Origin of the sequence: Legionella nautarum (assembly GCF_001467895.1) — a bacterium.
GTDB classification, from domain to species: Bacteria; Pseudomonadota; Gammaproteobacteria; order Legionellales; family Legionellaceae; genus Tatlockia; species Tatlockia nautarum.
Genome location: NZ_LNYO01000024.1, coordinates 363,957 through 377,749, shown reverse-complemented (window position 1 = coordinate 377,749; position 13,793 = coordinate 363,957). Strand labels below are relative to the sequence as shown.

Genomic DNA, 13,793 nt, shown 5'->3' with positions numbered 1-13,793 from the left:
TAACAATATTGGCTGGATTCTGCTATTTTCTTTACCCACTCAAGCATCTCCTGATGCTCAGGATCATCAGGTTTATTTCTCTGACGTTGCTGATAACTGTAATATCCATGCCGTGTAATGCCCAGGAGTTGGCACATTAAGCCAACTGGCCAGGTCTTCTTATTTTGGGCGACAAACGAATATTTTATTTCGTTTCTTGAGCAAAGAAGACCGCCGCCCTTTTTAAGATTTCCTTTTCCATTTTCAGGCGTTTATTTTCTTCCAGCAGGCGACGTATCTCTAATTGTTCTGCTGTTAACTTGCCATTTCCTCGAAATGCTTGCCCATCAGGCTCTTGGTGCTCTTTAAGCCAGCGACTAAGTAGAGCTTGATGAATCCCCAAACTTTTAGCCGCTTCTGTGCAGCCATAGCCTTGTTCTAATACCAGACTAACTGCATCAAGTTTGAATTCTTTAGAATACTTCTTTCTTGCCACCATTTTTTTCTACAGTTAAGTACATTATCTCTTAACTGGGGTGTCAAAATCTATTAGACCACGGCAGTTAACAATATTTGCAAATTGACTGGATTTTAACAGATTTTCTAAGCTGCCTATACGGCAGTTAACGTGGGTATAATTTGATTTTAAAGTACTCCAGTTTTCTAAGCTGCCTATACGGCAGTTAACGATTGATTGTCACATTTTGCATGCCTTTGTCGTTTCTAAGCTGCCTATACGGCAGTTAACGCAACAATCCCTTTATGTGGGCAGATGCGGACTTTCTAAGCTGCCTATACGGCAGTTAACGGGTAATTATGAAAAGTTTAATGCCGCGTCTTTTTCTAAGCTGCCTATACGGCAGTTAACATAAGGTTCATCGCGAGCACGATCAAACGTCATTTCTAAGCTGCCTATACGGCAGTTAACTAGCACGAGGTGCGTTTGCCATTTCAAGATAATTTCTAAGCTGCCTATACGGCAGTTAACAAAGCCGTATTTGACCCTAATAAACCCATGCTTTTCTAAGCTGCCTATACGGCAGTTAACCCTCAACCATATTAGCAAGACGTTTAGCACGATTTCTAAGCTGCCTATACGGCAGTTAACCAAAAGTAGGCACTAAAGCTCCACGTCCTATATTTCTAAGCTGCCTATACGGCAGTTAACATAAGTCATTAGACAAATTAGCAGCAGTTCGATTTCTAAGCTGCCTATACGGCAGTTAACTTGGGAAAAAATAGGGCGTGATGGCATTGTTGTTTCTAAGCTGCCTATACGGCAGTTAACCCAAATTTCACACTTAAAATCAATTTAATAAACAATAAGCTAGTATAAAATATCGATGTGTAACCATTGATATTTTATATGCTCGCAACCTATTGATTTAAATAAATTTTTAAAGAACAGCAAAAATAAAGGTTAAAAGTCAGGTAACGTTGATACAGAACTTAAACCATAACAACTGAATGCATTATTTATAAGTTCCTCAGAGGGTTCTTTATAAATAAAGAGCTTAAATGTGTTTTTGGAGCTTAGGCTCGAAATTTTTATAAATGGCGCGCGTATTAATGATTCTTTATGATTTTTTAATAATCCCATCGCACTCTCCAAATCAATCCCTTCCCGCTTTGCCTTTCTTCGAGCTATGCGTTCAGTATTAGACTTCGATTGCTTTCGTTTGAAACGAACATAACTGGTTATATTACCCGGGACATCACGAGCTCCAGTTATGTGAGCATAATCAGAGAAATTATTTAACCATTTTATTGCATTAAATTTCTCGAGCATTTGCTTTTCCATAGCAAATACTCTTAATTTGGTACCCAACTGACATTTTTCAGCATCATACTCTGGAAAAGCAAGTCCAATTGGTGATAAACCATTAGGCATTTTTGTTTCCACCAAACCCAAATGAATCATTTGATATATTTTCTCCCATAAGAAATATATATTAATATCAGCCATGGGCAGTAAAGTGATATCCTGGTAAAAATTCATGATCACTCCTTACCGCTTTCGCCAAAAACGCCACCACGGACCAATACTGCCATCACATAATGCTCTTGTTCTTTTGTTGTCAACGTTTCACCACGAGCAAATTTATCAAACAAGGTAAAAAAATCGGATTTATTTCTAGGGTTACGATATGCAATCCCAAGATTAGTTACAGCACCATATGGTTCTATAGCAATCGGCCCTGTAGTAACATGACAATATTCTGGATACCAGGTATCAATAGTTCTTAATGCATTACCAATTTTTTGAGAATGCATGCCAGCAACGCCGTTAATATGGTATAAAATCTTGCTCTTTTTGCTTTTACCAGTTCCTTTATCCAAAATTAGCTCTTCACTCGGATATACTTCCTGAGAGCGACCAACTTTCGCATAAGCTGTAATATTCAATAATAAAAAGGGTATCTTACCAGATAAAGCAAGGGCTATTTTTTCAGCCAAGGGATTAATCAACTCATCGCTATGGTTAAAATCGTTAATAGAATAATTAGAGGAGTCAAAAACCCAAGACTCTTCTTTTTCAGAATTTAAAACTTTAACACTAACCTCTATATGTTCAGCACCTACTCTGTTACGCCATAAAAAACGTGCATTGGCTATATTAATGGCATAACGTTTTGCTAATTCCGTAAAACCTTCTTGCTCGATATAATTCTTAGCTGCCGCAGCGTAACTCTCATTAAATACAGCATTGTTACAAGCAGAAGGTTTTTCAACCTGACTTAAGATCTTCAGAGTGAAATGCAATTTAAGTGTATCTTGTTCAACACCAAGAGCACAGCAATCGACAGTTTGTAAGTTGGGATTTTCAACTTTTGCATCCAGTTTTGTAGGATCAGCTTGTAATGGTTTTGACAACCGATTCGAAATCGTTCCACGTACTGATTTTTCCAATAGTTGCAAAGGTGTCGCCTCAAGATGACGTTTATTCCAAGTTGTACCATAAAAATAACCATCCGAAGGTACCAGTTTTTTTTCAAATGCGAGTACGGTCGCCATGTTTTCATTTTTAGCCATAGTATAAATTTCCTCTTACATTTAGTTTTTATGTATTGTGTTGGCAAAGATATAAATTATTTTCAATATCGAAGCAGGAGTGCCAAAGCATGTCATCAATATTTTTTATACGATATAGCATTTTAAACTCTCCAAGAGTTACAACGCTTTCGGCAAATCGGTGAGGTATATCAGGGGCTCGTTGATTCTGTGCTTGTCCAAGAGGAGAAATCCCGTGGAAACCAGTAGCTATGGGAACAATCCATCCAGATGTTTTACGTCCGCTAGTCCAAGTTACTTTACCCTGATCATTTTGTTCACTGCGATGCATTATCTTTAAATACTCAAGCATCGCATCAATTGCGTCTTGTCCATTTTTCATCGCGTCAATCATCAAATCACGACGCTCGACTAGAACAAAACCTGGCATCAACTTTCGTACGAGTTTACGATAATCTTTATCCTCTCCTATTTTAAGTATCTCGGGTTTTTCAAAAGGCTTCTTAAACCCTAGGAAATCTCCACCCGAAAATTTCATACTCCTATGCATCTGCGCATATAAAATATTTATAAATTTATCTTCATCATCTTTATCAAGGCCAGAATATTCAATCACAATAGAAACAGTCAAATGACAACGCGCCTCTTCAATAAATGCCGAACGCTCACCGTTTTTATCTAGTGGATTCCCAGTTCCAATAATGGAATATACGTAATCACTATGCCCTTTGAATGTATTCAACTTGAATTCATGAGACACAACTGAGACGCCTTTGAATACAAGATCAGTAAATCCCTGTTGATTTAATTGTCTTTGCAATGCATGTACAGCGCCCAACCAGGACGTCATAGCCGGAAATCCTATGGTATAAGGACTGGATAAGGCGTTGGCATTTTGTATACGCAAATATGGAAGTAGTAGGATTCGTTTCATAGCAAGTTCTCTTCATTGTTTATCATCACTGCCTTGAGATGCTGGAGATAAGTATCATCCAAAGTAATCGCCATTTTTCCTATTAACTTCTCATAGGTTGAAATAAACCAGCGTGCAAAATCAGTACTCACCGAATCAAGCCAATCCTCATCCGTTAAGCGTTCGTCCTTACGAGACTCATCAAGCCATATTTTTTGGTAAATTGGTAAATTTGTGTCTTTCGACCAACCTGGCTCAGCAAGACGGAGCACCCACATTCTTTCAATAATATCGTTAATAATATCTTGCACTCTCCAATCCAAGCTATCGCGTATTTTTTTATTATTATAATCCGCAAGGTATAAATTATGTATTTTGACAAAATGTTGCTCAAAACTTTTGGGTCTCAGAGTGTTAGAAAAAAAATTATTTTTAGGCAAACGAATATGATGACTGGATAAATTTGGAGGGATGCTTGAGAGCAAATAGGATTTTCCACCGTAGGTACTATTTAGTATACTGATATTTTGTGGTTTGGTTCCCCCATATCCAATCATCGCTAAACCATATAACTCATCAAAACCTTTTTCGTTATAAAGATTTTTTCGTTTGTTATCCCGAGCTTCTTTAATTTCATCAGAAAATCGAATACTTTGAATACGGTTTCTTAATTCGTATACCAAACCTGAGGGTGTCAAAATTGATAATAAATGATAACCACTAGCAACAGGAAAATATACTTGCTTCACACACTCACTTGTAATCGCAGTAGTCGTATTTTTCTTTATCGAAAGAAACCCTTTGCGTAACACATCAAAATGCGTAGTCGATACATTCATTTCATTTTGAATGACCTCTGTATTAAGCTCTAAATGTGTCAAAATTGTTTGCCCATCGTCCAGCGTCAACGACAAGAATTTAAACACATCCATAGCTGCAGCATTACCAAAAACGTCTAATTGAGCATGTGCATTGCCCGTCCTTAAAAATCCATCCTCGGATCTCTTACACTCAGCGATAATAGGACTGATTTTTGCAGCAGGATGACTAAATTTTCCAGGATGACTCACTATGGATAATTGACTAGCCCTTTTGGCAGCGTCAGGTAACCAGCTATCAGGCGAAAAAATATTATTTGACTCCTGCTCAATACGCTTTATTTCCTCGGAAGTCATTCCGGAATTGATTTTTTTCTTAATCCAACTCGCCTTTCTTTCAAATAAAAAGGTCTTAATAACATCACCCAAAATCACTCCCCGTTTTAGTGCGATCGGGCGGAAATATAAGTACTCTCAACACAATTGTCAAACCAATTATTTCTATTAATTATTACTTTTTTGGTTTTTTATGAATCAGCTGTGATTATATTTTTAATATAAGCTCAGAAGAAGGATTCTATGCTCTATATACTTTATGTTAATTTACTAAGCTGTGAGCTAAACCGACTAATTGAACTCTTTACTGCCGGAGAGGTAGCTTAGAAAAATTATTTCCATTAATTTATGAACTGCCGAATAGGCAGCAACATTTTTACCGAAAATTAACAGAAGTTATTGGCCTCATGAAAGATCAATAACTTTTAATCAGCGTAGTCGAGATAAACCTAGTTGGTATGAGTACTGATAAAACTGAATTTTATGACTATATACTGGCAATGAAATTTCACCATAAATACGTGTGGCCTGTGATTTAGTTTTGTTTGTTTTATTGGCAATAACTTCTATTAATTGTTGATAATCGCAATCCAGCCATAATTTACTTAGTATTCGTTCTACCGGTTGATTCACTTTAATCCCATAAACGGCAGTTCGATTCACATACTCAATCGGAATTCCCTCAGTTTTTTGCATAAATTTCAGCTCACCACATTCTGCCTCTAAAAATAACTGTTCATCTAAACCACTTTCACGAAACCGATTATAATTTTGTGGATAAGCGGTTAACCACCAACATTGGGTCAACCATCCCTGCATTTGTTCAGGCCCAACTAATGCAGCGCTATCTTTAATTTTCCAACCTGTTAATAGTTTTGATATGGAGTAATGTTCCATATCAGCAAAATTGTGCTTATATTTGAGACTAATATCCCGTTGTATCCGTGGTAGAGCATTGATACCTTCAGTTAATAATTTATGGTCAATTAACTGATTAATATCATGTGTAGAAAATAAACAATCTTTTTGTTCATAACCAGGACAGCAATATGCAGGGTGTTCATCGGCATTAATTAACGCTTTCAAATTGTATTGCATCAAAGCGATATTAGGTGTTTTTGGTATTTTATTGCGATGACGCAGCACTCGACCAGCCAATTGAATAATAGAACGAAAAGAAGACGGCTCTACTACAGCCCAATCAAAATCGTGATCGCGCCCTACCTCTTCAACTGGAGTAGCAACCAAAATAAAAATTATGTGTTGTGATTTGCTATTTGATAAGTGATAACGAATAATCTCATTTTGAAAAGGCTTTGGAATTTCTCCACCCTTTTCATTGCGCTTCAGCACTTCATCGAGATGTTTTTCCTGTTCACTACGTAATAACAACACCTGCTGACTATGATAAGCCATCACACGAAAATCAATGTCATTCGGCCAATCGGTAGTAGCCAAATATTCAGTCAAAGCTACACAAGGATCTATATTCGCCATACGCACAAGACCAATTGAAACCATTTTTTCAGTTAACGGTTCAATCTCTGCATGCTGTAAATGCTTTTCTATAATTGCTTTTTGTATTACGTTAAAATATGCATGTTCTATTGTTATCTTATCCTCATTTGTTTTAACCTGAGCTCTAAATTCCTTAATGTGCTGGCACGAAACTATTTCGACTTTACGCTTGATTGGCTCCGCTTTTAATTTTTTAACTCGTTTCTTGATAAACGTTTGATGATAGTTCTCGTAACACTTCAGTGCCTGTTTAGTATCTGAATCAGACAACGTCTCAATCTGAGTCCCGAATTCATCGATCCATGCGCAAGCAATATTGAAACTAACATCTCGTGTATTGGCAAATAACAACCAGCCCTCGCGGTATGCGTTTAAATAACCTTCCGCAAGATCTGGGGGGATTGTCGCAGAAGAAATCATGACTTTTCGTCCCAGCATACCAGCCAAATGAATAAGGCGACCAATAGCGACAAGATCGGCCCCATTAAAGTCATCAATCTCATCAATTACTAGGTCTGACGACATTAATCGCAGACTTGGCAAAATATAGCGCCCTCCACGCACACACTCTGTGGCGGGTATTAAATGATCAATTGTGCAAGCCAGCACAGGTGAATAAAGAAATTTCCGACTACGCTCATCGATTAGAACAGTATTTAACCGCGATTCCGGTATTACGCATTCATAATCAATCATATCATCATCCAATAGAGCCCCCATTGACTCAGCACCGGCTGATTCATTAAAGTCTTCTTGCTCTTTTTGTTCAAGCTTATTTTGTTTATGCAACTCCATTACAGCTCTGGAGCCAATCATTACTGCAAGCTCGCTGTTGTCCAAACCGATACGTTCCCGATATTCGTCACCAGTTTGAAGCGTAAGTGTTCTGAGACCCAATGCTAAAATAAAACGAAGACTCTCACAATCAGGTGATAGGGCGCGCATGACTTTTGCATTGGCATAAGTTTTACCACAACCCGTACTTGCCATATTAACTGCGAAAAAACCATGTTGTTTATCTTGGTATGCAACAGGAACGCTTTGTTTCCATTCTTTAACTTTTTCAACGGCCTTATCTTGCCATCCAAATGCAGACGGGCTTTTTTTCTTGAGTGCTCTTATATCGTACGCATAGGGTAATTCATTCTCAAATGCCGGTAATAATTGGGCGATATCAAGCGCCGAATGAGCTACTCCAACCAAATGTTCATCCAGCTTTTGATTGGGCTCTCCTTTACTATGGCCATTACAATCTTTTCTATATGTATTGGCTATCAAATCCATATCTGAATGCCAGGTTTTGCTGGCACCTTGTGATGAATAATTATGGTCGCCCAACATTAATGATAAACGCGCGTGATATAAAATTAATCGCCAGCTACCATTTTCCATAGCCTTATTTAATAAAAATAGGCAATCTCGCATTTTGGATGCCCATCTTTTGACAAGTTTTAACCATGGCAGTGATTGGCTGGACAAACCATCATCAAAGGTCAAACACTGTTTAAGCTTGGCCTTATAAAATTTCTCATCTTTTCTGTTTTCATAACCCCAAGTTTGAGAAATTTGACCTAACGCTTCATCTAGTGTTCTTAAGTGGTCATCTTTGTAATTACGGTTTAAATTAATTGGCAATTTATGATGAGATACTATCAACCACGCCAACAGGCCTGCTAGTGGGGGTAAATTTTCCAACGGTGTTTCTGAAATATTTTGTGCCAAAACCATTTCATTCAGATCCCCATGGATCAAACGATCCAGCCATTGAGCGTCTGAGTTATTTTTTACCTCTGAGTTATTTTTTACAAATGCTTGAAACAATAAAACCGATACCCACTCATGCCGCAAGGGGTCACCCAGTTTGTTTTTACTTTCAGGTTTCAATTTCTCTTGGAAGTACCTCGAAGCTTTGCCAAAATCATGAAATAAGGAGGCTAAGGCTGCCAGACATTTAATCAAAGGAAGATAATGCCAATCATTTTCCCAGCGCGTATTTACAATATCTTTTCGCGTGAAGTGTACCGGAACAATACCTTGCGCATTAAATTTACTACGATTTCCTATAATCCAAATTAGTTCGCTACGGCTACGACTCCTCAGCCAATGACAAGAAACAGCCGTATTCTTTGAGGCTGTTTTTTTTAATAATTTTTTAACTGCATTTAAACCTTCATGGGTGATAATAGTTTGCCAAGTATTTTCACCAATACGACTTGCAAATGAGTCCAATACCCTACGTGTTTTATTTAACGCTTTTTTCTCGCATTGTGATACAAACGTGACCATCATAAAGAAGGCCCTTCACAACTGATTGTTTTAACAAAATCAAACATAAACTCAAGCGCATTATGTTTAATAAAATTTTGTAAGCATTGTTGACGAAACTCTTGCTCTGTTGTTTCATCTTTGGCACATATAAAAGCCCATGGCAGAATTAAGGCATCTTTAATCAAATCGGCCACATCAAAAACCAACGCCCCACGACGCGTTTTTCCATGCATAACAGCAAAACCATGTGGGATACCTAATACCCACAATACTGTCGCAGCAAGTCCATACGTTAAATAATTGCCATGATTTAAAAACGCATTAGCATCGTCGTCACTATTATATTCACGTGTAAATCCAGCTTGATTCGTACGATTCGCAGCAATCTTATATAGGGCTTTGGTTAACTTGGCCTCAATAAGTAATAACTCATATACTCCTTGGGCATTGACAATGCTTTTACGAAAGTTGGTTAATGCCGTCTGAATATCAATATCATCAAGATAAAATCCCTTTGATATCAAATCCGAATCTCTTCCCCATACTTGTTCAATAAAAGTAATACGAGCCTGCTGAAATCGTTTAGCTACATTTAAGCGTTTTATTTCGTCAAACCAAAATTTCATCCATCCTTGCACATATTCTGTGGGACGGTATTCGCTTTGAGGACTGAACCATTCGACTTCATTCGCCATAAGCAGTGGTGTACCTCCTCCGCCACAAAATCCAACTAATACTCCGGCTTGAGCCAGCATGCGCATTGCAGCTTGAGAAATAGATGTTCCAGTTCCAAGTAGCAGACAGGTTGTGTTAGCAATAGGGATATTCCAATATTGGTTTTCCTCTTTTGCCTCAGTAAGATACAGCACTCTCCCATCTTTTTGCATAATGCGGCATTTTTCTAAGTAATATATATTCGCGCGTTTCGAGTGCAAAATTGCTTTTAAGTCAGTTAATATTTCCATTAAAATCTTGCTAAGTTAAATCTTGCATTCCCATTCGATGATTAGCCTACGAGAATAGGAAATGGGATCTCATACCATTTCAGAAATTCAGTAAAGTGAAAAGCCGAAGAAATTATATGATGACATTAATTTGGCTATAGAAATGACTATCATACCCCTAGCATGTTATCAGGCATAAATGGCAAAATAACTACTAGTAGCGAATTTTATGAGCACTACTTTTGTTTTGTCAAATATTTACCCATTTATTGTGGGATGTAGTTTACTCTATTAGTTTAAAATAAACTTCTTTGATCTAATTTTGTTTCAACTTGCGCAAAAATATATTAGGGGTATATAAACAAACTATGAGTAGCGCTGTGAAATAATAGATGAAAAAAGACAACCTAGAGATGTTTTATAATCGGCAGCGACTACTTTCTTCTCTGGGATATCAGACACCAAATGAATTTCAGTTTGCAGCATAAAGTTGGTGTCCGAAATTTCGAGGCAAGATCATAGATCTATTTTGCTTCCTAAAGTTATTAATTGCCTTTTATAAAAAGATACGATAATCAACTTGAAATTTTTCAGCAATCCGTTTTGCAAGCTCTTTTCCAATTGGACGCCTACCATTCTCCATGGCAGACAAATTTGTTTGAGTTATATTTAGAGTTTTTGAAAATTCAATTTGGCTTAAACCTTCTCTATGACGCAAACCTTTTAATAAAATGCCAGGCTCACCATGTTCATTAATAAGTCCACCAAAAACATCATCAATAGATAAATGAGTTTTGTTATCTTCTTTAATTCTATATTTTTCTATCACCCCTACTGGCAATGCATAATGTGCTCCATGCCAAGTAACCATAGCAATATTTTCAGTATGGGGCTTTTTCATGTGTTCCGACATAATACACCTCAATAAGTTTTATTTGTTTATCGATAACTTCCCAACAACAAACATAAGTTGGCTTTCCTTTTATTAAATGACAATGACGTTTGTCTCCTATCATGCCTTTTAATTTTCCATAGTTTTTCCAACTACCACTTGTGCTGGGTCCGTTTCGTTCTATATCACGCAGCAAAAGTAATAAAGTAGCTTTAGCGGATTTAGGCAGCTTCTCTATTTGCTTAGCAGCTTTATTTGTTATTTTTATTGTCCAATTCATAATAATAAATTTATATCATTTTTTGATATATGTCAATTATTGATTAAATTATTATATGGAGTAATTACAAAAGTAAGCGGTCTATTGAAAATATGATCAAATTTAACGTAGCCAGAAATTGCCTAAATAGGCCAATTATTGGGACTTTAGCAAGGAATATACTTGATTAAACTATGAATCTATATATTTATAATGACAAAGATCCAATTTGTTTTCTATTGCTGACTGAATATTGATCGCGACAATAATGACATCCACATATTGCAGTATATAAATATTTATATACTTAATCTCTTTCTGGTTAAAGGATCGGCCATAAAAATAAATGGATCTTCGGAGTCTTCTGATTCTGTCTTGATAGCAGTTATTTTATGAAATATTAAACTATCTTTTATAAACTTTAAAGTTGGTGGTAAGGCGTCATAGTTAATTAAATCAATAAATGGATTATTGATATTCTCGTCATGGTTAAGAATATAATTCTCTTTTGCGGTTTTTGATTTTAAAGGAAATAGAACTAAATTTTGACCAGTTAAACCAGTTTGTATAGAAGGATATGTAAGGCCATCAACTAAGTCACCATATTTTTTCTCAAAATATTCAAAAAGAACCTGAGTAGGTAAATAAGAAAGTTCTTCTCCTGCTCTTTTTGGAATAGATAATTTAGTTATTAACTGCTTCAAGAATTGAAATATATGCTTTTTTTTAGAAAACTCAAATGTAAGTGGATGAGGATTACCATCATCCAATTCCCGAAATTTATTTAAATCTAACAGACGAAGAGCCTTTAGTGGTGAAAACGCTCCCGAAACAACTATGTCACCAGTTATTGCTCTAATTTCACTTAAGCATGTCTCTCTCTCAAAACAACAGTAGATGGCAGAAATACCTGTAGGAGTCATTCTCTGGTTTCTTGCTTTAGTTCCAGGGGCAGGTCCAAGTTCAGTATGCGGTTCTGATTCAATTTTTTGTATACTATCATTAGAATTAGCAACTCGAGCACGATAAATTTGAACTTCTGGCTCTATAACTTTAATAAGTTTATTTTGTTCATTAGGTTTAATATTAAGATATTTGAATAAAGAATCTAAAAATAACTCGACATCTTGATTAAAAAAACGCTGACTATGAAATAATTTTTCAGTAAATCTGTCCCATTTATTTTCATATTCATTATCTTCAAGTGTTCCATCATCTAAAGCATATAGTTGATTTTCTTTATTATGCCACCTATCATTTATCCAATGATAAAACTCTTCCGTTATATTCGGCATGGCAATATTAAAGTCACCAATCCATTCCCACAATTCCTTAACAACGGGTATATCTGATCCACACTCAGAAATCATACCCCGTTCATATGGTGAAAGAAAATTTTCCTCAACTAAAAGTCCTTTAAACCGTTGTTCCAAGCAATTATACAACTGTATAGTTTTAACGCTAAAATCAAAAGCGTTACAATAAGCACAGTTAGTTTTCTTATTTTTATTTTTTATGTATTTTTTAAGAGGCTCTGGATTAACACAGCTTATGCATATAAACATCTTTTGCTCCAGGGTAATTTATCAGCTTTTAAATAAATTATAGAGAGAAAGGGTAGATAATTGATCTTACCTCATGTCTGATCGCATGGATGGACTATTAGCATAAATCAAATGTGTCCCTTATGAATGATATTGACATATTTAACGAAACCAGCTCAGACTTACGCAAACCAGCTCCTACAGTTATGGAGTCTTGTCGAATAAATGCCAAAAAAGTTCATTCTTGTATTCCTCAAAAAACCCGCTAAAAGTTCAGTCAGTTATAATTTAGAACAAATATTCTTCTTATGCACAAAATTCTTTCTAATTTTCTTTTTTCACTAGTAGTTAATTCTGATATCTAATCCATCTAATAACGGTTTTATTAATTTTCAAACAATTCTTCGATCGTTGATTGCATTTCGTCCTGACTAGGCTTGGCATAACGGAAAATTTCTTTAATAGAAACATTCCCGCTCAATTCTTGCGCAAAGTGAATCCCATGCTTATCAGTTACCTTTTTTAAAAAGGTGTGACGTAATTTATGAGGCGTAAACTCAAATTTCTCATGCTCCGGTAAAAATGCTAATGCTTGTTTTAACACACGTTGACAAATTCGGTACACATCCAAGGTTTGTAAGCGAGTAGAGTACCTTGTTACAAATAACGGTTCATCTTCTTGAGCTTCTCTTTTTTCTAAATATTGATCTAAGTACCCCCTACTCTCTTGCGGCAAAGGAATTTTTTGACTAATACGTTTTGACTTATGACGTAGAACTTCACATAAACCCTTTTGTCGATACTGACCTACGTTTAAAGAAACGACTTCGGATTCACGAAGCCCTGTGCCAAGCAGCACATAAAATAAAGCGGTTTCCATTAGTGGATTTTGATTTTTGCGCGTACAACTTTTAATTCGTTGCTCGCAAGCTGACTTTAATCTCATTAATTGACGGGATGTTAAACCATTCCAATCGGGCGCATCTGTTTGTAAATCTTTAACTTGTGCTAATGGATCACCTGCTAATAATGGACGTTGTTGATGAAGCCAGCGACCTACATGACGAATGGTTGCCATGGTGCGATTAATAGAAGTTGCCTTATAGGGTTTTCCTGTTTTCTCGGAAATCGTTTTGCTTAAATTTTTCTGAAAATGTTTACTAACCGCCGGTGTCCAACTATCGACCAAGTCATGCCCTACTTCATTTTGAAAAAAATGAATAAATTTTGACAGGTCCTTCATTTTGGCTTGTTCAGTTTTTTCAGGAGCGCCTTTGACATGGACTGAGTAATAATAAGACAACCATGCA

Annotated in this window: 10 protein-coding genes, 1 pseudogene and 1 CRISPR repeat array; all 11 genes and pseudogenes read right to left on the bottom strand. The window is 36.4% G+C overall.

What is annotated here, in order from left to right:
* Positions 1-478, bottom strand: a pseudogene (locus tag Lnau_RS16810) (transposase); the annotation flags it as partial.
* Between the two features lie 101 nt (positions 479-579).
* Positions 580-1,267: a CRISPR direct-repeat array (repeat unit 28 nt; unit sequence TTTCTAAGCTGCCTATACGGCAGTTAAC).
* 132 nt (positions 1,268-1,399) lie between these two features.
* Positions 1,400-1,978 (bottom strand): type I-F CRISPR-associated endoribonuclease Cas6/Csy4, encoded by a 579-nt coding sequence (gene cas6f / locus Lnau_RS13485; protein ID WP_058495131.1) that lies wholly within the window; start codon positions 1,976-1,978, stop codon positions 1,400-1,402.
* Between the two features lie 2 nt (positions 1,979-1,980).
* Complete coding sequence (gene csy3 / locus Lnau_RS13480) at positions 1,981-3,012, bottom strand: type I-F CRISPR-associated protein Csy3 (protein WP_058505657.1); 1,032 nt, start codon at positions 3,010-3,012, stop codon at positions 1,981-1,983.
* Between the two features lie 28 nt (positions 3,013-3,040).
* Positions 3,041-3,925, bottom strand: coding sequence for a type I-F CRISPR-associated protein Csy2 (gene csy2, locus Lnau_RS13475; RefSeq protein WP_058495129.1), 885 nt, complete (start codon positions 3,923-3,925; stop codon positions 3,041-3,043).
* Positions 3,922-5,151: a type I-F CRISPR-associated protein Csy1 gene (gene csy1 / locus Lnau_RS13470; RefSeq protein WP_058505656.1), complete on the bottom strand. Its 1,230-nt coding sequence runs from the start codon at positions 5,149-5,151 to the stop codon at positions 3,922-3,924. Before csy1 ends, csy2 begins: the two co-directional genes overlap by 4 nt.
* 336 nt (positions 5,152-5,487) lie before the next feature.
* Positions 5,488-8,865 carry a type I-F CRISPR-associated helicase Cas3f gene (cas3f, locus tag Lnau_RS13465; RefSeq protein ID WP_058505655.1) on the bottom strand — a complete coding sequence of 1,126 codons (3,378 nt, stop codon included), beginning with the start codon at positions 8,863-8,865 and terminating at the stop codon, positions 5,488-5,490.
* Positions 8,862-9,809, bottom strand: a complete 948-nt coding sequence (gene cas1f, locus Lnau_RS13460) for a type I-F CRISPR-associated endonuclease Cas1f (protein WP_058495126.1) — start codon at positions 9,807-9,809, stop codon at positions 8,862-8,864. The genes cas3f and cas1f overlap by 4 nt, the downstream gene beginning before the upstream one ends.
* A 535-nt stretch (positions 9,810-10,344) precedes the next feature.
* Positions 10,345-10,701: a helix-turn-helix domain-containing protein gene (locus Lnau_RS13455; RefSeq protein ID WP_083503844.1), complete on the bottom strand. Its 357-nt coding sequence runs from the start codon at positions 10,699-10,701 to the stop codon at positions 10,345-10,347.
* Positions 10,670-10,960 carry a type II toxin-antitoxin system RelE family toxin gene (locus Lnau_RS13450; protein WP_058505653.1) on the bottom strand — a complete coding sequence of 97 codons (291 nt, stop codon included), beginning with the start codon at positions 10,958-10,960 and terminating at the stop codon, positions 10,670-10,672. Before Lnau_RS13450 ends, Lnau_RS13455 begins: the two co-directional genes overlap by 32 nt.
* Before the next feature lie 278 nt (positions 10,961-11,238).
* Positions 11,239-12,504, bottom strand: a complete 1,266-nt coding sequence (locus tag Lnau_RS13445) for an RES family NAD+ phosphorylase (protein WP_058505652.1) — start codon at positions 12,502-12,504, stop codon at positions 11,239-11,241.
* A 364-nt stretch (positions 12,505-12,868) separates the two neighbouring features.
* Positions 12,869-13,793 (bottom strand): tyrosine-type recombinase/integrase (locus Lnau_RS16490; RefSeq protein WP_157070666.1); only part of this gene is annotated, 925 nt, incomplete at its 5' end.